The 21,943-nt window shown below is 48.4% G+C and carries 29 protein-coding genes; 25 read left to right on the plus strand and 4 right to left on the minus strand.

Going from position 1 to position 21,943, the window contains the following annotated elements:
- Positions 1-13: 13 nt before the first annotated feature.
- Positions 14-220: a hypothetical protein gene (locus tag MITSMUL_RS00345; protein ID WP_040635179.1), complete on the minus strand. Its 207-nt coding sequence runs from the start codon at positions 218-220 to the stop codon at positions 14-16.
- Positions 221-433: 213 nt separating this feature from the next.
- Here MITSMUL_RS00345 and MITSMUL_RS00350 point away from each other — a divergent pair, with 213 nt between their 5' ends.
- The 6 genes from MITSMUL_RS00350 to MITSMUL_RS00375 all read left to right on the plus strand — a co-directional run bounded on the left by MITSMUL_RS00350 (position 434) and on the right by MITSMUL_RS00375 (position 6,594).
- Positions 434-1,141 carry a hypothetical protein gene (locus MITSMUL_RS00350; protein WP_005838903.1) on the plus strand — a complete coding sequence of 236 codons (708 nt, stop codon included), beginning with the start codon at positions 434-436 and terminating at the stop codon, positions 1,139-1,141.
- A 431-nt stretch (positions 1,142-1,572) separates the two neighbouring features.
- Positions 1,573-2,196 carry a phosphoribosylanthranilate isomerase gene (locus MITSMUL_RS00355; protein ID WP_040635180.1) on the plus strand — a complete coding sequence of 208 codons (624 nt, stop codon included), beginning with the start codon at positions 1,573-1,575 and terminating at the stop codon, positions 2,194-2,196.
- Positions 2,197-2,198: 2 nt separating this feature from the next.
- Positions 2,199-2,996: an indole-3-glycerol phosphate synthase TrpC gene (gene trpC, locus MITSMUL_RS00360; protein ID WP_040635181.1), complete on the plus strand. Its 798-nt coding sequence runs from the start codon at positions 2,199-2,201 to the stop codon at positions 2,994-2,996.
- A gap of 55 nt (positions 2,997-3,051) precedes the next feature.
- Positions 3,052-4,239 carry a tryptophan synthase subunit beta gene (trpB, locus tag MITSMUL_RS00365; RefSeq protein ID WP_005838909.1) on the plus strand — a complete coding sequence of 396 codons (1,188 nt, stop codon included), beginning with the start codon at positions 3,052-3,054 and terminating at the stop codon, positions 4,237-4,239.
- The gene (gene trpA / locus MITSMUL_RS00370; RefSeq protein WP_005838911.1) at positions 4,239-5,042 is read left to right on the plus strand and encodes a tryptophan synthase subunit alpha; all 804 of its coding nucleotides are present in this window, start codon (positions 4,239-4,241) and stop codon (positions 5,040-5,042) included. The genes trpB and trpA overlap by 1 nt, the downstream gene beginning before the upstream one ends.
- A gap of 49 nt (positions 5,043-5,091) precedes the next feature.
- Positions 5,092-6,594, plus strand: coding sequence for an anthranilate synthase component I family protein (locus MITSMUL_RS00375; protein WP_040635182.1), 1,503 nt, complete (start codon positions 5,092-5,094; stop codon positions 6,592-6,594).
- A gap of 90 nt (positions 6,595-6,684) precedes the next feature.
- Here the strand turns inward: MITSMUL_RS00375 and MITSMUL_RS00380 are convergent, their stop codons facing one another.
- The 3 genes from MITSMUL_RS00380 to MITSMUL_RS11980 are packed head-to-tail and all read right to left on the minus strand — an operon-like array spanning position 6,685 to position 8,493.
- Positions 6,685-7,788 carry a tyrosine-type recombinase/integrase gene (locus MITSMUL_RS00380; protein WP_040635184.1) on the minus strand — a complete coding sequence of 368 codons (1,104 nt, stop codon included), beginning with the start codon at positions 7,786-7,788 and terminating at the stop codon, positions 6,685-6,687.
- A 2-nt stretch (positions 7,789-7,790) separates the two neighbouring features.
- Entirely contained in the window at positions 7,791-8,198 is a 408-nt protein-coding gene (locus tag MITSMUL_RS00385) for an ImmA/IrrE family metallo-endopeptidase (RefSeq protein ID WP_084778517.1), read from the minus strand.
- Complete coding sequence (locus MITSMUL_RS11980) at positions 8,167-8,493, minus strand: helix-turn-helix domain-containing protein (RefSeq protein ID WP_005838918.1); 327 nt, start codon at positions 8,491-8,493, stop codon at positions 8,167-8,169. Before MITSMUL_RS11980 ends, MITSMUL_RS00385 begins: the two co-directional genes overlap by 32 nt.
- Before the next feature lie 168 nt (positions 8,494-8,661).
- On the opposite strand from MITSMUL_RS11980, the gene MITSMUL_RS00395 reads away from it, so the two are divergent.
- From MITSMUL_RS00395 to MITSMUL_RS00485, 19 genes are all read left to right on the plus strand, one after another.
- The gene (locus MITSMUL_RS00395) at positions 8,662-9,267 is read left to right on the plus strand and encodes a DUF2815 family protein (protein WP_005838920.1); all 606 of its coding nucleotides are present in this window, start codon (positions 8,662-8,664) and stop codon (positions 9,265-9,267) included.
- Between the two features lie 16 nt (positions 9,268-9,283).
- Positions 9,284-9,886 carry a BRO-N domain-containing protein gene (locus MITSMUL_RS00400; protein ID WP_084778519.1) on the plus strand — a complete coding sequence of 201 codons (603 nt, stop codon included), beginning with the start codon at positions 9,284-9,286 and terminating at the stop codon, positions 9,884-9,886.
- On the plus strand, positions 9,883-10,047 hold the full coding sequence (locus MITSMUL_RS12595) for a hypothetical protein (RefSeq protein ID WP_005838924.1): 165 nt from the start codon (positions 9,883-9,885) through the stop codon (positions 10,045-10,047). The genes MITSMUL_RS00400 and MITSMUL_RS12595 overlap by 4 nt, the downstream gene beginning before the upstream one ends.
- A gap of 212 nt (positions 10,048-10,259) precedes the next feature.
- Positions 10,260-10,733: a helix-turn-helix transcriptional regulator gene (locus MITSMUL_RS00410; protein WP_040635186.1), complete on the plus strand. Its 474-nt coding sequence runs from the start codon at positions 10,260-10,262 to the stop codon at positions 10,731-10,733.
- A 13-nt stretch (positions 10,734-10,746) separates the two neighbouring features.
- Complete coding sequence (locus tag MITSMUL_RS00415; protein ID WP_005838930.1) at positions 10,747-11,496, plus strand: phage antirepressor KilAC domain-containing protein; 750 nt, start codon at positions 10,747-10,749, stop codon at positions 11,494-11,496.
- A gap of 292 nt (positions 11,497-11,788) precedes the next feature.
- Positions 11,789-11,959: a hypothetical protein gene (locus MITSMUL_RS12600; RefSeq protein WP_005838933.1), complete on the plus strand. Its 171-nt coding sequence runs from the start codon at positions 11,789-11,791 to the stop codon at positions 11,957-11,959.
- Positions 11,952-12,242, plus strand: coding sequence for a hypothetical protein (locus MITSMUL_RS00425; protein ID WP_005838935.1), 291 nt, complete (start codon positions 11,952-11,954; stop codon positions 12,240-12,242). The genes MITSMUL_RS12600 and MITSMUL_RS00425 overlap by 8 nt, the downstream gene beginning before the upstream one ends.
- Positions 12,243-12,439: 197 nt before the next feature.
- On the plus strand, positions 12,440-12,655 hold the full coding sequence (locus MITSMUL_RS00430; protein WP_040635188.1) for a 3D domain-containing protein: 216 nt from the start codon (positions 12,440-12,442) through the stop codon (positions 12,653-12,655).
- Positions 12,656-13,063, plus strand: a complete 408-nt coding sequence (locus MITSMUL_RS00435) for a hypothetical protein (protein WP_005838939.1) — start codon at positions 12,656-12,658, stop codon at positions 13,061-13,063.
- A complete protein-coding gene (locus tag MITSMUL_RS00440) occupies positions 13,056-15,077 on the plus strand; it encodes a DnaB-like helicase C-terminal domain-containing protein (RefSeq protein ID WP_040635189.1) in 2,022 nt (673 codons plus the stop codon). The genes MITSMUL_RS00435 and MITSMUL_RS00440 overlap by 8 nt, the downstream gene beginning before the upstream one ends.
- Positions 15,078-15,318: 241 nt before the next feature.
- A complete protein-coding gene (locus MITSMUL_RS00445) occupies positions 15,319-16,218 on the plus strand; it encodes a hypothetical protein (protein ID WP_040635191.1) in 900 nt (299 codons plus the stop codon).
- A gap of 415 nt (positions 16,219-16,633) precedes the next feature.
- Positions 16,634-16,825 carry a hypothetical protein gene (locus MITSMUL_RS12910; RefSeq protein WP_147653046.1) on the plus strand — a complete coding sequence of 64 codons (192 nt, stop codon included), beginning with the start codon at positions 16,634-16,636 and terminating at the stop codon, positions 16,823-16,825.
- Positions 16,822-17,190 (plus strand): hypothetical protein, encoded by a 369-nt coding sequence (locus MITSMUL_RS00455; RefSeq protein ID WP_005838946.1) that lies wholly within the window; start codon positions 16,822-16,824, stop codon positions 17,188-17,190. Before MITSMUL_RS12910 ends, MITSMUL_RS00455 begins: the two co-directional genes overlap by 4 nt.
- A complete protein-coding gene (locus tag MITSMUL_RS11985) occupies positions 17,183-17,560 on the plus strand; it encodes a RusA family crossover junction endodeoxyribonuclease (RefSeq protein WP_005838947.1) in 378 nt (125 codons plus the stop codon). Before MITSMUL_RS00455 ends, MITSMUL_RS11985 begins: the two co-directional genes overlap by 8 nt.
- Positions 17,553-17,939, plus strand: coding sequence for a hypothetical protein (locus MITSMUL_RS00465; RefSeq protein WP_005838948.1), 387 nt, complete (start codon positions 17,553-17,555; stop codon positions 17,937-17,939). The genes MITSMUL_RS11985 and MITSMUL_RS00465 overlap by 8 nt, the downstream gene beginning before the upstream one ends.
- Before the next feature lie 11 nt (positions 17,940-17,950).
- On the plus strand, positions 17,951-20,134 hold the full coding sequence (gene nrdD / locus MITSMUL_RS00470) for an anaerobic ribonucleoside-triphosphate reductase (protein ID WP_005838949.1): 2,184 nt from the start codon (positions 17,951-17,953) through the stop codon (positions 20,132-20,134).
- The gene (gene nrdG / locus MITSMUL_RS00475; RefSeq protein ID WP_005838950.1) at positions 20,131-20,595 is read left to right on the plus strand and encodes an anaerobic ribonucleoside-triphosphate reductase activating protein; all 465 of its coding nucleotides are present in this window, start codon (positions 20,131-20,133) and stop codon (positions 20,593-20,595) included. Before nrdD ends, nrdG begins: the two co-directional genes overlap by 4 nt.
- A 2-nt stretch (positions 20,596-20,597) precedes the next feature.
- Positions 20,598-20,840, plus strand: a complete 243-nt coding sequence (locus MITSMUL_RS00480) for a hypothetical protein (protein WP_005838951.1) — start codon at positions 20,598-20,600, stop codon at positions 20,838-20,840.
- Positions 20,837-21,826: an RNA ligase family protein gene (locus MITSMUL_RS00485; protein WP_005838952.1), complete on the plus strand. Its 990-nt coding sequence runs from the start codon at positions 20,837-20,839 to the stop codon at positions 21,824-21,826. Before MITSMUL_RS00480 ends, MITSMUL_RS00485 begins: the two co-directional genes overlap by 4 nt.
- Positions 21,827-21,943: the final 117 nt, after the last annotated feature.

Consider the following 21,943-nt stretch of genomic DNA (forward strand, 5'->3'; position numbering starts at 1 on the left):
GTTTTTTCATGCCTTATTTCTTGAGCGCAGCCTTGAGCGTTTCCGTCATGGCCTTCTGCACGATGCGAAGGACATCCTCGACGACCGAGTTGTACATGTCACCGCCATCGACGACACCGCGGCCGTTCTCCGTGAGGAAGAACTTCTTTGGGGGTACATTTTCCTGATAAGCTTCGTTGAGTTTGTCCTGGACGAGCTTCTCGATTTCCTGTTCCGTCATCCTAGTCACCTCTTTCCATAATAACCTGCATTTATTATTATACGACATCCTGATGGTTTTTTCCTTGTTTTTTTGAAATAAACTTGCGGAAATCTTGTTTCTGGGTAAATTTACTCGATTTCTAATTCCTTGCTAAAGTCAACTTAAATCCCCTTCCGTATGATAGAAGTATCAAGAAGAAGAGATTCAGCTGATAGAAAGGCGTTGATTGATATGAGATGGACACAGCGTAAGATTGCTGCTGGTGTCGTGGCTGGTCTTGTGCTGACGGTCGGGGGGTTCGGCATGCTCTCGGCACAGTCGCAGGACAAGACAGATCTTCGACCACGCTACTGTGTGACGCAGGATGAGCGGCCGGACGGCCAGCCGCCGAAGATGACAACGGACGAGGTGGCGCAGCACATCGCCGAATCGTTTGGCGTTGATGCGAAGCAGGTCAAGAGTGCACTCGATGAGCAGAAGGATTTCCGCGACATCGGCCGGGCCGCCATGCTGGCTAAGATCAGCGGCAAGTCATTCGCAGATGTCATGGCGCTCAAGACGGATGACAAGGACTGGCGCGACATCGAATCATCGCTCGGCGTGACGCGCGAGAAGGTGGAGCAGGTGCGCATCGAGATGACAGCCAAGGACCTGAGCCAGGATGGCGATATCGATGAGGCCGTCTCCCTGAAGCTCCTGAAGGACGGCTATGAGCCGTGGGATATCTCCTGTGCGGCAATCCTCGCGAAGGCGGCAGATAAGGACATCCAGTCGGTCCTCGACCTCAAGAAGATCAACAACCGCTGGGGCGATGTCGCAGACCAGCTCGGCGTGGACCGCAGGGAATTGCAGAAGTTCCACGGCCCTGGCCCGCATGGCATGGGTCGGCACGATGGCCTTGGCCCCGATATGATGGGCGGCCCGATGATGGATGATTGAGCAGCTGAGAATTTTTTTCGAGAAAAGGCTTGACAGCTCGCTCAAAGACGAGTAAGATAAGAGCCATCAACAAGTTAACAGTGTTACACGAAATCATCGAACAGGAAATAGTAGCACAGCCACTATCCCGACAGCGAGCCGTCGATTGGTGCAAGGTACGGCGCGATATGCTATGTGAATGGTCCTGCGAGAGCTCACCGAAATCCTTTCCGTGGAACGAGAGGAGAGTAGGCTGGGACGGCCGCCACCGTTAAAGGGCTACGGTATCGGAAGCATTTCCCGTACCGGAATGGAGGAATGGCTTTGCCATTTGGACCGGGTGGCACCGCGAAGATTTTTCGCCCCGCTGAGCAATGAGCTCGGCGGGGCTTTTTGATTGCATTCTTGGTGAATGCAACCTGAATGAACGAATGATTGTGAGGGATGGAAGGATGCTCAAGGCAAAATTATGTGGCATGAAGGCAATCGAGGCAGCCCGAGCGGCCGAAAGGGCGGGAGCCGACTTTATCGGCTTCATCTTCTGGCGCAGGAGCCATCGCTTCGTCGAGCCGCAACAGGCCGCCCGCATCGTGGAGGCGCTGCAGCGTGTCAAGACGGTCGGCGTCTTCGTCGATGAGGATCCTGCATTGGTCAACGCCATCGCAAGGCAGTGCCATCTCGACTTTGTCCAGCTGCATGGCCACGAGGATGTGGCCTATGCAAAGCAGATAGAAGTCCCCGTCATCAAGGCCTATCGCTATGGCGACGGCTTCTCAGCGGAGGCGGCCAATGCATTCCCCGCCGCGATGATCCTCGTCGATGCCTACCAGAAGGGCGCGGCGGGCGGCACGGGTACGTGCTTCGACTGGCAGCAGGCAAAGCGCGAGGTCGCAGCCGTCAGGAAGCCCGTGCTGATCGCGGGCGGCATCAGCGAGGCGAACGTCGCCGAGGTCAATACGATCTTCCATCCGTTTGCCGTCGATGTCTCCGGCAGCCTCGAAGTCAACCGGGAGAAGTCAGCCGCGCGCATCGCGGCCTTCATGGAGCAGGTACACGAAATCAACAGGAGGAATTGAAATTGCGGGATATTTTAGCAGAGATTGTCGAGAAGAAGAAGGATATCGTCGCCAATGCAAAGCGCGAGATGCCGCTCGATGAGGTGAAGCGCTCGCTCACCTGCGGGACGTTCGCGATGACGCACCGCTTCCGCGAGCGCGACTGGAACCTCATCGCCGAGTGCAAGCTCCAGAGCCCGGCGAAGGGAAGGCTCTGCCGCCGCTACTCCGTCACGGAGCTCGCGCGGATCTACGAGGACAACGGCGCGAGCATGCTCTCCGTACACACGGACCCACACTTCCTCGGCTGCAACGAGGATTTCCGCAAGGTCCGCGCGGAGGTCAGCCTGCCTCTTTTGCGCAAGGATTTCATCATCGATGCATACCAGATCTACGAGGCGCGGATGCTCGGCGCGGATGCCGTGCTGCTGATTGCGCGTATCCTGACGCCGGAGACGCTCAAGCGCTTCCTCTACACGGCTTGGAGCCTCGGCATGGACGCGCTCATCGAGGTCCACGACCGCAGGGATATGGAGGCGGCACTCGCGACGCCGGCGGAGTTCATCGGCATCAACAACCGCAATCTCGTCTCGTTCACGACCTCGATTGAGCAGACAATGGAGCTGCTGCCGTACGCGGATAAGAGCCGCACGCTCATCAGTGAGAGCGGCGTCTTCACGGGGGAGGATGCAAAGCGCCTGCGCGCTGCGGGCTGCGATGGCATCCTCGTCGGCGAGGGCCTCGTCCGCGCCGATGATGTCGCCGCGCAGACGCGCCTGATGGCAAATGCCGGCGAAGAAGAAAAGGGAGATATGGCCTGATTCCCATACAGGCTGTACAGGATAGAGTTAAGAAAGCAAGAAAGGAAGAACACAGATGAACACGAAGGGCAGATTTGGAAAATTTGGTGGACAGTATGTGCCGGAAATCGTCATGCCGGCGCTCAACGAGCTCGAGGCCGCCTACGCAAAGTACAAGGACGACCCGGACTTCCAGAATGAGTTCAAGACGTACCTGCGCGAATACGCGGGCCGCCCGACGAACCTCTACTATGCCGACAAGCTCACGAAGTACTACGGCCGCGCGAAGATCTTCCTCAAGCGCGAAGACCTTCTGCACACGGGTGCTCACAAGATCAACAATGCGCTCGGCCAGGCTCTGCTGGCGAAGCGCATGGGCAAGAAGCGCATCGTCGCTGAGACGGGCGCCGGCCAGCACGGTGTCGCTTCGGCGACGGTCGCCGCGCTCTTCGGCATGGAGTGCCACGTCTTCATGGGCGCGCTCGACGTCGAGCGCCAGAAGCTCAACGTCTTCCGCATGAAGCTGCTTGGCGCGAAGGTCATCCCAGTTTCCTCCGGCACGGGCACGCTCAAGGATGCGACGAGTGAGGCCATCCGCTATTGGGCAACGAACATCACGGACACGCATTACATCATCGGCTCGGCTGTCGGCCCGCATCCGTATCCGACCATCGTGCGCGACTTCCAGAAGGTCATCGGCGAGGAGATCCGCGAGCAGGCCATCGAGAAGATCGGCGGCCTGCCGGATTACCTCTTAGCCTGCGTCGGCGGCGGCAGCAACGCCATCGGCACGTTCTACGACTTCCGCAACGATCCTTCCGTCAAGAAATTTGGCGTTGAGGCGGGCGGCCGCGGCGAGGCGCCGACGGACAATGCCAAGACGCTCTCCGGTGCCGGTGAGCCGGGCATCCTGCACGGTGCTTTCAGCTACCTGCTTCAGGACCCGGACGGCCAGGTCGTCGAGGCGTACTCCATCTCGGCCGGCCTCGACTACCCGGGCGTCGGACCAGAGCATTCCTATTATAAGGATGAAGGGATTGTCAAGTACGTCTCAGTCACGGATCAGGAGGCACTCGATGCCTTCCAGCGCCTCTCGAAGGTCGAGGGCATCATCCCGGCGATGGAGAGCTCGCATGCGCTTGCCTATCTCGACAAGCTCATGCCGCAGACGCACCCGGATGAGTCGGTCGTTGTCACGCTCTCGGGCCGCGGCGATAAGGATGTACAGATGGTAGCAAAAGTTCTTGGGGAGGATATTGAGTGATGAGCACGCGTTTGGATAAAAAGATGGCTGACCTCAAGGCAGCCGGCAAAAAGGGAATCTTCATCTACATCACGGCTGGTGCGCCGGACGTCGAGACGACGCTCAAGGCCGTCCGCGAGGCGGAGAAGGCAGGCGCCGATGTCATCGAGCTCGGCCTGCCGTTCTCGGACCCGATGGCGGATGGCCCGGTCATCCAGTCGGCCTCGGTCTGCGCCCTGAAGAATGGCATGACGCTCAAGAAGGAGCTCGAGATTGTGCGCGAGATCCGCAAGTTCTCCGACATCCCGCTGATCGGCATGGGCTACATCAACAACATGTACCACTACGGCTTCGAGAAGTTCGTCACGGACTTCAAGGCAGCCGGCATGGACGGCATCATCGTGCCGGATGTGCCGCATGAGGAGTCGGGCGAGATGCGCAAGATCTGCGCAGCGCATGATTTCCATCTGGCGGAGTTCATCACGCCGGGCACGACGGAGGCGCGCATGACAGAGACGTGCAAGGACGCGACGGGCTTCATCTACTGCGTCTCGAACAACGGCGTCACAGGCGTCAAGAAGATCGACTACTCGACGATCGGCAAGGTCTGCGAGAAGGCGCGCAAGTTCACGGATACACCGCTGGCCGTCGGCTTCGGCATCGGCTCGCCGGAGGCGGCCGTCGCGGCTGCGGCGAAGAGCGACGCCGTCATCGTCGGCAGCGCCGTGGTCAAGCGCCTCATGGACGGCAAGTTCGCGGAGGCGATGGCGCTTATCGGCGCGATGCGCGAGGCCCTCGATGCGGCGTACGGCAAGAAGGCCTGACGCGCATCCGTTATCCTATCCTATGCGTGACATGAGAGGAGCAATCATCATGGAACTCAAACCATCGCGGGAGGCGTTCTGCAAACTGGCGGCGGAGACGAATCTCATCGCTGTCGCCAAGGAGATCAACATGGATCTCGACACGCCCGTCTCCGTCTACTATAAGCTCGTCGGCGAGAAGAAGGGCTTCATCCTCGAGTCTGTCGATACGACGCATCAGCAGTTCGGCCGCTTCTCCTTCATCGGGGCGGAGCCTTTTGCAAGGCTGCAGGTCTTCAAGGACAAGCTCATGATCAACGAGAACGGCCTGATGAAATGCATCATGGGCGAGCCGGTCGAGACCATCAAGACCTACATGCAGGGCTATAGGCCGGCCGTTGAGGATGCCTCGCTGCCATTGGCGAACGGCGGCATGGTCGGCTATCTCAACTACGACATCGTCGCGACCTTCGATCGTGTGCGCGGCATGGAGATCGGCGAGGAGGAACTCTTGGGTCAGTTCATGATCTGCCGCGTCCTTGTCGTCTACGATGCGCTGCACAACAGCGCCCGTCTCATCTGCCTGGCTGACACGAAGGGGCGCGATGCCAATGAGGCGTACGATGCCGTGGCCGAAAAGATCGCCAAGGTCGAGGCGCGCCTCGCTGCACCGCTCGCGTCGCAGGTCGGTGAAGCAACGAAGCGCCGCGAGAAGGTCGACTTCCTTAAGCGCTTCGGCAAGGCACCAGCGGATTTCCTGCAGGCCATCCACAAGGCCAAGGAGCATATCTTCGCCGGCGACATCTTCCAGGTCGTGCCCTCGCGCCAGTTCCGCGAGAAGATCACAAAGCCGTGTTTCCACTTCTACCGCCGCCTGCGCCAGGTCAATCCGTCGCCTTACATGTTCTACTTCAACTTCGGCCCTGTCAAGCTCGTCGGTGCCTCACCGGAGATGCTCGTCAAGGTCGCGGGCGACACGGTCTACACCTACCCGATTGCCGGCACGCGCCGTCGCGGCCGCGATGCCGCAGAGGATGCCGCGCTCGCCAAGGACCTCAAGGGCGACACGAAAGAATGCGCCGAGCACTCGATGCTCGTCGACCTCGCGCGCAACGACATCGGCCGCATCAGCGAGCCCGGCACCGTCCATGTGACGAAGCTGCGTCAGGTCGAGTACTTCAGCCACGTCATGCACATGGTCTCGGAGGTCGTCGGCAAGCTCAAGAAGGGCTACACGCCGATGGATGTCCTGCGCGCGACGTTCCCGGCCGGCACGGTCAGCGGTGCGCCGAAGCTCCGCGCGATGGAGATCATCAACGAGCTTGAGCCCGTCAAGCGCAACTCGTACTCGGGCACGGTCGGCTACATGGACTTCTGCGGCAACATGGACATGTGCATCACCCTGCGCACGATGCGCATCGAAAACGACGACACAGCCGTCATCCAGTCGGGCGCCGGCATCGTCGCCGACTCCGTGCCGGAGAAGGAATACCAGGAGATCCTGCAGAAGTCGAAGGCTCTGTTTGAAGTAGTGGAGGAGGTCGAGAACGATGTCATTACTTTTACTAGATAATTAATAGCATCTATGACTGTATCTGAATAACACGAAACCCTTATGGTTACTATATTTGTAGCCATAAGGGTTTTCTGGTTTCTATGGGTTTTAGTGCTTATCTCTGGTATCTAAGCACTTTTTTAGCACTAAATCTCCTATCATCTCAGCAGCTTTCCTGTCGTTATCCTCTACGTAATGCGTATAGACGTTCAGCGTAGTCATTGGAGATGTGTGCCCTAGGCGATGCGATACGGTCTTTATATCAACACCGTTGGCAAGCAGTTGTGTGGCATGGAAATGTCTAAGGTCGTACATACGCAGCTTTGGATATCCAAGTGCATCAAAGAGTTTCCGTGCATTACGATTGATGGTCGCAGGAGGGACAAAGGACTTCTTGCGCCCAAAGAATACATATGGGCTTTCCTTTGGTATCTCATTGATAATCTCTAGTACGCTATACTCAACAGGGATGATTCGTATCGACTTGGCTGTCTTGGCACGATCCGATAGTTCAAAGTTGGTTTGTCCCCTCGTCACTGTGTTTAAGATACTAATGGTGTCATTGGCCATGTCTATATTCTTCCATTGCAGTACACAGGCTTCTCCAACACGGATTCCAGAGGACACGATGAGGAGCATCATGTGATATAGATATGGGTACGATGAGTGCTCACGGACATACTCTAGGATGTGCTGTATCTCATTCACAGACGGGAGAATCTTCATTGTCCTGGTATGAAACATACTGCCCCTTGCACTGAATTCAGGGACATGCTCGATGATTCCCTTGTGCTTGGCATAGAGAAACAGGGACTGTATCTTGGTAGACCTCGTTCTCATAGTCGTGTCAGCAGCGTCCATGTCACTCAGTATAGAGTCAATGTCTTTCCCTCGTATAGACCCGATATTTCTCTTGTATAGACTGGACAGGCATGTATTAAACACACTCTCTATTGTCTTTTGCGTGGATATCTTGATATCCTTGTCATGGAAGTACATATGGATGACTTCTTGTAGTGTATAGTCTTTCGATGAGGATTTGTCGTATTCTCGTAGTAATTCCCTAGCTTCACGCATAGACTTCACGATACGACTATGGCGTTTCTGCTTCTTCTTACCGTCTTTTGTATAGACGTAGCCAACGGTCACTGTGACTTTGTATCGCTTGTCAGGGAGCTGCTGTATACTACCCAATGAAGAACGCCTACGCATCGTTAGTCTCCTTTGTACATCTTGACACAGAACGCCATAAACTTTTCCGTGACAGTGAAATAGTCAGCCAAGTCCCACAATGAGATATGGCCTTGTTTGACTGCATCGTCTAAATCACGCTCTGGGACAAGGTAATGCCCTGCCCAGACCATAGCCTTGTGCTCTGTCTTGTCCATGAATATACGATCGGCATAGCAATGACATACCGTAGCATTCCCGACAGATGTGAAATGATGTCCAAGTTCTTCTGCAAAAACTGAACGTCTTTCCGCGAGTGTTTCGATGTCTTTCGCAATCCCTATCATCTTGAGTCTACCGTCATCAATGTATATCCCTCGCAATGGATAGGGGAAGTCTGCGGGCTGTACGATGATATGCTCATTCTTTGCCAGTTCCATCATTTTCTTCATACTTCAGTTTCTGCTCTCTATAGAATTTCTCGACAGCTAATTGTAATTCTGGCGGTAACGACGTACCCTTCTCATTGTGTGCTGCGACAGTCATGTCGGTCCCCATGAGGTAGTCAGCAGACACTCCAAAGTAATCACTGAGGATACGGATACTCTTCCAACTCGGATTCGAGTCTGCTCTTTCGCATTTATTGATGGTCATCCAACTCAGTGGCGTCCCATGTCTCTCAAGGTCAGCCGCAAGTTCTCTCAAGCCTAATCCCTTGGCTTCTCGTAACATTTTGATGCGATTCATAAAAAATCCTCCTAACCCTGTTGACAACGATGGTTATACGACGTATAATAATACTTGTCAAGCGACAAGAGAGGTTGTCAACAACAATCATATAACGGTTTATATTATGATTGTACCATAGATAACTCCACTTGTCACAGAATTGCCTAGTTTCAAGGAGGAATTTTTATGGCAAACATTATCAACAAGTCGTTCAACGCTGCTGTATCCCCACAGGGTAAAGCAATGTGGGCGAAAATCAACTCTCGCGTTGACGAGTATGAGGGCAAGAAGAAATACAGCGTTGATGTTGTGTTCAACAAAGATGGCGAGCAGAAGATGCTCAAGATCATCAACGATGCACTCAACGAAGCCAAGAACAGTCCAGAGTACACTGGTAAGGTCTGGCGCAATGACACGGAGCGTCTTAGCTACCACAATGAAACCGACAAGGATGGCAACGAGACTGGTAATCTGATTTTCCATTTCCAGACCAAGGCTTACATGCGTGACCGTGAGACTGGAGAGGAAGTCCAGAAAATCATCCCTGTGTTCTCCAATGAAGAGAAACGCAAACTGAACAAGGACGAGTCCATCGGCAACGGTTCGATGGTTCGCATCAAGTTCACACCGAGTGCCTACTGGATGAACAAGTCATCCAATGGTATCAACCTTTATCTCTCGAAGATTGTCGTAGATAAATGGGTGAAGTTCGGCGGAGGTGATGATGACTTCAGTGAGTTCGGTATTGGTACAGATGATGCTTTCCTGTCCGAAGATGATATTCCTATCTGATTGATGATTGGGGAGCATGAGAAAAATCTTGTGCTCCCTTTTACTTTACCCAAAAGGAGAAACCATGAAGATTTACCATTTAGATTCATTTCAACTTCGTGCTGTAGCACTGGATGACGATATCTATTTCGTCGGAAAAGACCTTGCCAAAATCCTTGGATACAAGAATGAGCGCGATGCAATCCGTAATCATGTACGGAAACACAATAAAGAGACATGTGCTATCCCTGATGACCGTGGGGTATTGCAGCAGACCAATTGCATCTCCGTAGAAGGTGCATTGGAACTTATCAATACGTGCCGCAGTACACAGTGGGTTCCCATGGTACGTAACTGGTTTAACTCAAAAGTATTACCAGATGCCGTGAGATACCGTCAGGCACTCAGAGTTGAGGACGAATATAACTACTGGATGACTCCTGTATATACCTACAAGGACATCCTGAAGCGGCTCGACGTAAACACTAATGTGTTATCCGATTTCCTTATGAATCATAATTTCATGGACACAAACTTCCATTTGATGAACAAGGGGATTTTCATTGACAACCATAAGTTCACACGAGTTGGCTATGAGTTCATCAAAGAGATGATGAAAGCGGAGGGATTCAAGAAATGAACTATGAGCACCTTGCAATAGAACTCAAGGGAATGGCACAGATTGTCTATGCGATTGCCGAGTCTCCGTTTGAGAATCCAGAAGCATTAGTGTTCATCAGTGAACACCTTGATGCCATTGCAAAGATCGTGGAGGATGACGTGAAGAATGGACGAGTATAAAATTCTTAAGAAGAAAATCCTTGAGCTATCGAGAACCATTGACTCTCAGAATGATGCACTGAATCTCGCAGCAAAAGAGTACAGGAATGCAGCTCTATGCTCTAAGTGTAAAATGGAAAAGGTTTGCAGAAATGTAGATTTTCCAGAGTGTTATATTTCATGTGAAGATGTCATAAAGTGTCACTGGATGCATGATATGGAGTGAATATAAAATGGATATGGTATTTGCAAATCGACTCAAAGAGGTACGAGAGCGTTCTGGGATGAAGCGCAAGGAAGTCGCTGAGAAATTAGGGATTACCATGCAGGCTTATACGTGTTATGAATATGGCAGACGAGAGCCTAGACTCAGTAACCTCATTAAATTATCCAAAATCTTCGATATACCAGTTGATGTGTTATGTTCGCCTTATCCCGTAGACATGACAATCGACAGTTGCTCGGATTTCATCAATTCGATTGACGGTTGCGGCATCGAGAGAATGACTGATAATCCCAATAATTACCTTGTGACTATTCCGTATTCTCCTGAGTATTCCCTTGATTTAGTAATGCCAAGAGAAGATGTAATCTCTATGTGCCAGAGTGTAAACGGTTCTAAGACGGCATTTGTGAGGGCATTCAAGAATAGGTACTTAATGTGTGCAGCTAAATATGCCACTACAAACAAGGTTCTTTATTGGTAAGGAGGAAACATAAATGAATGACCTGGTAATTTCTGAGATTGCAAACGAGTGTGTGTTGGACAGCCGTAGAGTGGCAGAGATGATTGGTAAAACACATGCACATCTTTGCCGTGATATTGATGGATACATCGCCGTCATGAGTCAAAATCCAAAATTGGATTCTGATAAATTCTTCATCAAGCAGACCTATACGGCAGGCACAGGCAAGCAGTACAAGCGTTACGACATTACCAAGATGGGATGCGAGATGGTTGCCAATAAACTCACAGGACAGAAGGGTATCATGTTTACGGCAAAGTACGTAGAAATCTTCAATAAGATGGCAGAGCAAATCATTGAGGAGCGAACGGACTCCTATATGATTACCGATCCTGTAAAGCGTGCCAAGAAATGGATTGAAGAGGAGACGGAGCGCCAGAAGCTCCGCGCTGAGAATAAGGAGATGCTGCCGAAAGCACAGTTCTATGACACGGTTGCTAATACAGAGTCCTTGTTCTCCATGGCTGATGTTGCCAAAACATTAGATATGGGCATTGGACGCAACAAGCTCTTTGCATTTCTCCGTAACAAGGGTATCCTTGATAAGGACAATCACCCATATCAGAAATATGTCGATGCAGGATACTTGAGACTCGTTGAGGATCATTGCAAGGCAGGGGATAACGACGTTGTATACAAATGTACCTATGTCAAACAGAAGGGCATTGATTATATCCGTAAGATTCTCTTGAAGGAGCGTGAACTCAATGAAATCGTGGAGTGATTGCAATAAGCCACACAGGCTGACACTAGAATACATGAGGTCTCAGCATATCAATGGATTTACCAATGGTAGACCAACAAAGAGCTTCTTCAAACTCTACAATTTCTTCAAAAAGCAGCCATTGGAAGTCTTGAATCTGCTCCATGAATTCCTGGAGACGAAACCAAGAAAAAATATGAACATGTCACAGCTTTTCTATGAAGCTCGCAACTGGAACACGGGGACTAAGGTAGCCAAGATTACCAAGACAAACGAAACAGATTACTTTGCACTACTCAAGGAGATGTAATTTATGACAGACAATAAACTCAAACGATTCCAGATTATCATGAATAGACGCAGAAACATGAATGGTAGATTCAAAGAGATTGCTCCACACCATGCTAGGGAAAATCTCAAGGTGGTTGCTAAGAGGGTTGCCGAGGAAAATGCCAAGCACAAGAAGGAGAAGAAACATGAATAACGAGTATAAAGACATCATCAAGAAGTGCTTCCCAACCATGAGAGACGATGACCTTGAAGCGGTATTCGACGTAGCAAAGATTGCTGAGAAACGTTTCAACATGTGTGCCGATTTCCGCAGCGCTGTCGAGGAGCACCTTAAAGATAAGGGGTATTCAAAGAAAAAGCTCAAGGACTTCATAGAGCTGTATGATGCAGTGTTTGCCATTGGTAACTCAACTGGCGCAACCATGTTCGCCCTTGCTACCGATACTGTAAAAACAAACCATTTATTTGACTTCTAAGGGGTGGTGATTGTATTAAGCAGGGAATCATATTAGCCGCAGGACTGTTACTCTCCATGGCTTCACCGTTAGCAAACGCATCGGTATTGCATCCAGACTACGTGGAGAGCGTGGAAATTAAAGCAGTCCAAGAATTGGCACAGGACCAAACACGGATTGTCCAAGGGAATGTCAGTGCCTATACAGGGGGATACGTTATGGCAAATGGTGAACGCCCTCATGTAGGAGCCGTAGCAAACGATGTGTTGCCGTTCGGAACCGTTGTGAAAATCAATGGGCGAGAATACGTAGTCAAGGATCGTTTCGGTGGTAACTATGGCATTGAACGTTTTGATATCTACATGGACGATGAATCATCCTGTTGGGACTTTGGCAGACAGTATGTTGACGTAGAAATAGTAGGAGGAATCTGAATGGACGAAATCATTAAACTCTTTGGTGTAGCATATGGTGAGCATTTTCTTCTCAATGACCGTGGTGGCGAATTCTTCTTTACGCCAAGTGCATTGAAACGTGTATTTAATGGCGTGACAACGGATGACCCCAGAACGCTCATGGATATGCTTGCAAAGAGATGTACATTGGACGATGTGTATGACAACGTAGGCTATGGGGATGACTTCTGGTATATCGAGCACATCAATGGCAAAGACTACGTGCGCAAAGATGTATTTGACATTTACGATCCTGTATGTCTCTCGCTGTATAAGTCGAATAACGTGTTCAAGACCCAGAAAGCTGCATCGCGCAATATTGAGAGAGTCAAGAAAGAACTCAATGATTTCTACAATGATTCCGTAAGGGGCTATGGCGATGAGTAATATCATTTCATCGTTGAACCGTAGAAGTCTCGTTGAGTACGTCAGTGACGCAGTATTGCAATCCGATGGAACGTATCGCTGTGTATGTCCATTCCATGCAGGCGCAACGAATCCTACAAGTTTTGCGATATTCCCCAATACAAATACATTTTACTGTTTCTCATGCCATGCACAGGGTAAGGGTGTTATCTCCTATGTACAGCATCGTGACTCCTGTACGTACATGCAGGCCGTAAAGACTCTGTGTGATGACTTTGGACTCACCATTGATTCTGATGACTCGTTCAATACTCACATGGATATTGTACAGAGGAATGAAGCATGGGCAAAGGGGATGCAGCGGAATCTCCCTGTCATCTACAAGTATCTCAAGAACCGAGGATTCACAGACGAGACCATCAAGCTCTACGGATTTGGATATAGCACCAAGAATCAGGTGTTGTCCATTCCAATGCGTGATGAGTTTGGACGTTGTGTAGCATTTCTGTATCGTCACTTTGATGGCGGAGCTAAGTATAAGAACTCCAAGAACGTTCCTGGGCTGTTTGTCAAAGGTGAATTCCTGTATGGCATCAACGAGACCATCAAGAATCTACGGAACACCAAGAGTATCGTGCTCTGTGAGGGTTCATTGGACGCTGCTAGTGCAACACAACAGGGACTCTGTTGTATGGCCTACTGTGGCATCAGTATTACACGAAGCCATGCGGATAAGGTCACGGAGATTCTACGGCCTATCAAGGGTGGCAAGGTAATCCTTGTGCCGGACAACGATGGGAAAGCATCAAAGTTTGTATTGCGTGCGCGTGAAATCTTCCGTAAATACCATCCGCAGACTGTCGTGAAGGTCGCTGTCATCCCAGATGGCAACAAGGACCTCAATGACATGCTCGTGAATGGTCTCGATATTGCCGAGAATTGTACATACGAGTCGTTGGATTACTACTGTGCTAAAGAGGTTATCAAAGGTGAGTCTGACCCAGAAGTTCAGGAGAAGCTTATTGTTGAGTACATGAAGTCCGTGTCTAATCCTGTAGTTCGCGCAGATATTGCAGAGTATCTGGCCAAGGTATGGAACAGGGATGTCACTCTTGTACGTGAGCTGCTGTCCGTAAAAGAGGACACCATTGACGAGAAGCTCAAGGACTTTGTTACGGTAGAACAGGCATATACTGCACTGGACAAGATGGAAGAGGGTAAGGCTATCACTACGGGATTCATGAATGTCGACGATGCTATCACCATGATTAAGACAGATGTAACTATGATTGCCGGATATTCGTTCTCTGGTAAGACCAGTACAACGTGCCAGATGATTCTCAATTGGTGTATCAAGCAGAAACTGAAGGTTTTATTTTTCTCATTGGAAATGCCCAGGCAGCGTGTCATGCAGGTTCTTGTTGCACAAATCATGGGTATTCCAAGGCATAAGGTGCTGAACTTCATTCATGAGCACAGGGACACCTATCAGACAATCAGCGACAAGCTGTCGGACTACCTGTATATCATTGACCGCAATGACTTGTCCATTGATGACATTGAGTCGTACCTGAAGATTGCCAATACACACATTGGGCAGATTGATGTTGTCATCGTTGACTATTTTGGTTATCTCCGTCATACAGACACGGTTGAGGAACAGGAGTCTACGGCAAAGAAGATGAAAGCCATTGCCAAGCGCAACAATATCCTCTTTGTCATGCTCTCACAGCTCAACAAGGCGTCCCAGAACAAAGACAAGGGGCGCATCCCAGAGCCGACAATGAATGACATCAAAGGGGCTGGAGGACAGGGAGCATCCGCAGATACCATACTGCTGCTATGGAAAGCCGATGTGGACACGAGTCTTTCCCCGATTGACAGGGAGAAAAACCGTAACATCTCCTATATCAAAGTGGGCAAAGCTCGTGAGAGCAAGAATGGCAACACCATATTCAAGATGCGGTATGACCCTGCAACATCCAAGGTGTCCGAAGTGGTTGACGAGAATTTTCTAGGAGTGAGTAAAGAATGATTAGTGGATTCAAGGATTTTTGGCGTAAGTATCCCCAGAAGCGTGCAAAGCTCATTTTTTGTCTTTTCCCTGTGAGTATCATTTACATCACACATATCGTCGGTTGGCTTTTTACATGGTTCTCCGATGCACTCGATGAAGGTACGAGGAAGTGGTTGTGGAAATGATTTTTGATATTTTCATTGACAACGATAGTTATACGATGTATAATTGTAGATGTCAGCTGAAAGGAGGAAGTTGAATGCCAGCAATAGGATTCAGATGCCCTAATGGAGACACCGTGAAATTCAATGAATGCCTGAATGGCAACTGTGGCCATCGGTGTATGGCATTACCTGCACTGAATGCAGCAGAGAAGTCAACGCACCATTGGTACGGGAAGTTCAGTGTAACAACGTTGCTCAAGCCAACCCGTATGGTATATCTCGAACATCTTCGTGACTACTATGTAGACCCGTTAGGTGGCATAGCTGCTATGATAGGTACGAATAGCCACAAGGCGTTCGAGGATTCGTCTCCAGATGGTTGGATGACAGAACATCGAATGACCGATGACATCACAAGCGGTGCATTTGATGCCTACGACATTAAGAATCAGGTGCTATGGGATTTTAAGTTTTTCCGTAGTGCAAGAATCGCAAGGTGTCTGGGAATGAAGCCAAGATGGACGAAGAAAGTGGTGACAAGGGGAAAATACAAAGGACAGGAGCGATGGGAACAGGTATGGGAGCCAGGTGGTGTCCGTGAAGTCATGGATATTGCCCTACAGCTCAACTACTATCGCTATATGATGGAAAACGAAGGATTACCTGTAAAAGCCATTCGTGTCAATATGTTCCTGCGTAGTTCAGTCGATGCAGAAGCCAAGAAGATGGGACTGGATAAGCCAAGTTACATTGTACCTATCAATTTCATCTCACTGAAATGGGTGCGGCTGTACTTTGAGACAAAGAATAGAATGTTGCAGGAAGCCCTTGAGTCAGACAAGTGTCCCCCACCATGCTCCTCGACGGAACGATGGAACAGCAGCAAGAGTTTCCCAAACAGGCGATGTGCTCTCTGGTGTAGCGTGAACGAACAGTGTGATTTCTATAAGACGCATTGGTGTGGCAATCATAACAAGGGGATGGATACAGAGTGACACAACAGGAAGTATACGACATGGCGTGTAAAATCAAGCAGTATTGCGATAAACGGACATGGAGCAAAGAGGACCCATGTGAGAATTGTCCGTTGAGTGTTGAGTTCCTGTTTGCGAACAAAACAACTCACTGGGGCTGCGCATTGCATGACACGCCGGATACGTGGGAAATAGATTGATTAACTATGTCTTGATTGACAACGATAGTTTTCAATGACAATTTTGGGGTGATACCATATGGACGAGGATAGCTCGTATAAGAACGACGTGGACTATCCATGTCAATACTGTGATAGAGATTGCGACACATGGGAAGCTAGGTATTGCTGCACGCTATGCGAATGGTTATGCGGAGGAGTTCCGTCAGAATCATGTTGTGATGATTGTGATCCTGAAGATATCTAAGGAGGTAGTCATGTTTAATATCGGAGACAAGGTAATTATCAAGTATCGTCCACCACTCTATATGAAGGGATACATTGACTATGCATTGCCCGTCGGAGTGATTGTGTCTGACTTTGGCAATGGTGTTTATGGAGTAGGACTGAATACTGGCGATGAATACATCTTTGATAAAGACCAACTGAAATTGGAGAAAAAAGAATGAACAAGAGAATTTCAATGATGATTGAATCTAATGAAGACACTCGAAAAGTCAAAGCATATGTCTTTGATGACAAATGGAATTCCTATGAAGGTGTCGCAAGATGCAACGAGTGTGATAAGTTTGATTTCATGGTGGGTGCAAATATCGCCATGGAACGAGCATTGGAAAATTACAATAAAAGCAACACAGATGACATTGAGATGTGTGACCATTACTTTGTCCCGGATATCATGGGTAAGAGCCTCTACGCTGAAGCCATTTGGTTTAATGATGACGAAGACAAGAACATGAAAAAGCGTGGCCTTGTCTACAAAACCAAAGAAGAAGCCATTGCACGAGCAAAGGAAATGCTCGGGATTGACTAAAGAACTATTCATCACCATTCCCGTGCCTATCACGGAAAACCATGCCTTTTTCTATCGAAAGGGCATGAAAATCCTTAATAAGCGCGGGAAAGAGTGGATGAAAAACGCAGAGGATTCCATGCGTGTTGCAATGGAAGAACAGGGATGGCAAACGGTTAACAACGAAAAGGTCATCGTAGAGCTATGGCATTATTGGCCTGATAAGCGTGTACGTGATTGTTCCAACTCATTGAAGCTGCTCTGTGATTCCATTCAGAATGCAGGGATTGTCAATAATGACCGATGGCTCTTGTGTAGGCAACAGGATTTCAGTGTTGACCGTGAGAATCCTCGGCTAGAAATGAGAATACGGAGATTTAACAATGAGTAAATATGAGAAAATGGCAAAATATCTCGGCGTAGAAATGAACGCTCCATTCAACGTCAAAGCGGCCACAGGGTACATCTTTGGGTGTCCATACAGGGTTACTGAGAACGGCATCTATGACCGAAGTGGCAACCGTGCACAGCTTAATGAGCTTGGGGCGATGTTCTCTGGAACAACCAAGATTGTACCGTGCGAAAACAAGCGCGAGGCAATGCATATGGGCGATATTTTCTACTATATCGATATTGATGGAAACATCAAGTATGGGTATTGGATGAACGAGTGTAAACACCTTGGTATTTTTGGCAATGTATTCAAGAACAAGGACGAAGCCAGGGAGTATAGTAATAAGATTCAAGTTATACTGAATAATAGAAAGTGAGTGGTGTGTAAATGGTAAAAGTCGTGAAACGCAATGGAAGCCTTGCCGATTTTGATAAGTCAAAGATTTCCAATGCAATCCTTAAGGCAATGACTGTTGGTAACACAATCAATGAGTCTATTGCTAGCCAGATCGCTGATGACGCAGAACATCAATACAAAGACAAAGAAAAGGTCAGTATCTCCGATATTGAAACCTTTGTATTTAATGAACTCTGTAAATATGGTCAGCAGATGACGGCAAAAGCCTACGAAGGATACCGCTCAATCCGTGAATTCCAGAGAAAGGCTAGCAATTCCATTGAAAAACAGGTGAAGGAACTTGTAAATGGAGATAGTGACTATTGGAATAACGAGAACTCCAATAAAAACGCCAAGCTAGTTACAACTCAGCGCGACTACATGGCAGGGATTATTTCAAAGGAAATCACACGGAAATACATTCTTACCCCGGACGTTGTTCAGGCTCATGACGATGGTATTATCCATTTCCATGATATCGACTACATGGGACAGAACGCACTCACGAACTGTTGTTTGATTAACCTTGATGATATGCTGCAGTATGGCACTGTCATCAACAAGGTGAAAATTGACAAGCCGCATCGACTTATTACGGCAACTACACTTGCAACACAGATTATTACAGCCGTTACTAGCTCTCAGTATGGTGGCGCAACGATTACCTTATCACACCTTGCCCCGTTCGTTCGCGATTCCTTTAACCGTTACTATGCAAAATATAAACTTCGTAATTGCAGCGAGTCTAAATGTGAGAAGTTTGCATGGGAAGATATCAAAAAGGAAATTGAAGATGCCGTACAGACATTCAACTACCAAATCAATTCGATGACAACGACGAATGGCCAGAGTCCTTTCATTACAGTATTCATGTATGTCAATGAGCGTAAGGGATACGAAAAGGAGACCGCAATGCTTATCGAGGAATTCCTTCGTCAGCGCATCAAAGGTATGAAGAATAAATCTGGTGAATACGTCACTCAGGCATTTCCTAAACTCATCTATGTCCTTGATTCTGATAACGTAGAGCCGGGTACTAAATACTTCTGGTTGACTGAACTGGCAGCTCGTTGTACGGCCAAGAGAATGAATCCAGACTATGTCAGTGCAAAAATCATGAAGGAATACAAGGGTGCAGTATTCCCGAGCATGGGCTGTCGCAGCTGGCTTACTAAAGACCGTACAACGGAAAACCTTGCGAACGCAAAGAATTGGGAGAAAGGCAATAAATACTATGGCCGTGTAAATCAGGGCGTTGTTACTATTAACCTTCCAGACGTCGCATTGAGTTCTAGCAAAGACATGGATGCATTCTGGAAAATCCTTGATAAGCGACTGGAATTATGCCATAAGGCTCTGCGGATTCGCCATGAGCATTTGTTGGGAACATTAAGTGACGTTGCACCAATTCTCTGGCAGGACGGTGCATTCGCCAGACTCGCTCCACACGAGAAGATTGATAAGCTGCTGTACAATGGCTATTCGACGATTTCTCTTGGATATGCGGGACTCTACGAATGTGTAAAGTACATGACAGGGAAGTCCCATGCAGATATGGGTGAAGGTGAATCGTTTGGACTCAAGGTCATGCAGCGACTCAATGACAAGTGCAACGAATGGAAAGATGCCGAGAACATTGACTATAGTGTCTATGGAAGTCCTATCGAGAGTACGACATATAAGTTCGCTAAATGCCTTAAGAAGCGTTTTGGTATTGTCAAGGGAATCACCGACCATGACTATATTACCAATAGCTATCATATCAATGTACGCGAAGCGATTGACCCGTTCAAGAAACTGGATATCGAGAGCCGTTTCCAGAGACTGAGTCCTGGTGGTGCAATCAGTTATATTGAATGTGGCGACCTTACCCATAATATTCCTGCTGTCTTATCCGTACTAAAACACATCTATAACACGATGGTGTATGCAGAGCTGAATATTAAGAGTGACTATTGTCAGGTATGCGGATACGATGGGGAAATCAAGATTATCGACAGGGATGGTAAATTAGAATGGCAGTGCCCAAACTGCGGTAACACAGACCAGTCCAAAATGAACGTCGCAAGGCGCACATGCGGCTACATTGGAACCAATTACTGGAATCAGGGTAGGACACAGGAAATCGCAGAACGCTATGTTCATTTAACAGATATCGAGGATGATGAAATGTGAGATACGCACAGATTCGTAAATTAGATATTTCCAATGGGGAAGGTATTGGAATTGCCCTGTTTGTTCAGGGATGTCATTTCCATTGCAAGAATTGCTTTAATCAATCCACATGGAATTTCGATGGGGGGAAGCCGTTCACCATTGATGTGAAAAGGCATTTCCTGAATCTCGCGAGGAATAAATATGTATCTCGTGTCTCAATCCTCGGTGGCGAACCATTAGCAGCTGAGAATTACCTTGAAGTGGAGCAACTGTGTAGGGGCATCAATAAACCGATATGGCTTTACACTGGGTACATCTTTAATGAAATCCCATGTAAATCCATCCTTGAATTTGTCGATGTAATTGTCGATGGTCAATATATTGATAGCCTCAAAGACTTCTCGTTGAAATTCCGTGGTTCATCCAATCAGTATATCTGGAAGAAAGACAAGGACAATCATTGGTATAAGGAGGAATAACCATGATTAAGGATATTGCCAATCATGTCTTGTCTATTGGAGACAAGGTTGTCATCATTAGCCGCATCCATAAGCCGTTTGAATCGGAAGGGATGATTATTGGACTCAAGGAACTTCTCAACCCGAGCACAAATGTACTCAAGCAGCGTGTCCAGGTAGAAGTCCTTGAAACAGATATTTGTGGCGTAACGAAATCATGGTTCAGCCCAATGAACCTCGTCAAGAAGGAGAGTGATTTCCATTGAGAAAGCTGGCATCTGTACAGGTCATCCGTAAGTTATCCCCAATCAAAGACGCTGACCGCATTGAATTAGCACATATTGAAGGATTTCAATGTGTTGTTCCCAAAGGCCGCCATGTTGGAGACAAGGTTATCTACATTGAAACAGACAGTATCTGTCCGAAGAATGAGACATTTGCGTTTCTCAAGGGTAAATCTCATATCAAACTCCAGAAAATCCGTGGCGTATACTCACAAGGCATTGCACTAGAATATCATGGGGATGCACCTGTTGGCACGGACATGACAGAAGTACTTGGGATTACCAAATATGAACCTCCACAGCAGCCAGAGGACACCATTGGTGATTTCCCTTCATTCATTCCTAAGACTGACGAGGTGAGAGCACAGAATATCCTTGAGCTGCTTACGAAGTACAAAGGTGTTCCGTGTTATGCAACGGAAAAGCTAGACGGATCGTCGTGCACTATTTACCGCAAGGGAAAGCATATAGGCGTCTGTACTAGAAAGCGTGAGGTTGACAATACATCCCGTATGTACCAGACAGCAGAAAAACAGGGACTTATTAAGTTTCTCACGTTTAAAGACTCTGGAAATTCATATGCCGAACACGATTGGGACTTTGCATTGCAGGGTGAGTTTGTAGGACCAAAAGAACAGGGGAACCATCTGCATTTGTCCGAGCCGCACATCTACATCTTCTCAGTATATGACATCAATAAACAGGGGTACTTCGACCAAGACTCAATGGATGTATTCCTTGGTTCCCATGATGTTGATACCGTGCCAGTCATTGATGAATTCAATTTGACCGACGATATTGATGCACTGGTGAAACGTGCTATTGGCAATAGTACCTTTGGCAATTTCCCTAGAGAGGGCATTGTAATTCGTCCGATTGAACCGATTGAAGGACTCATTGGATTCCCAGGCAATCGTTTTTCCTTTAAGGTTATCAACCCTGAATATCAGATGAAGAAAGGGGAATGATTATGAGAAGACGTGTAGCAAAGTTTGATTTCGAGACTTGCATGGATGAACATGTAGACAAGCGCATCGTAAATATCCTTATGGAGTTACAGAACGACTACTTTGTCAAGCTGGAGA

Source organism: Mitsuokella multacida DSM 20544, from assembly GCF_000155955.1.
Classification (GTDB): domain Bacteria; phylum Bacillota; class Negativicutes; order Selenomonadales; family Selenomonadaceae; genus Mitsuokella; species Mitsuokella multacida.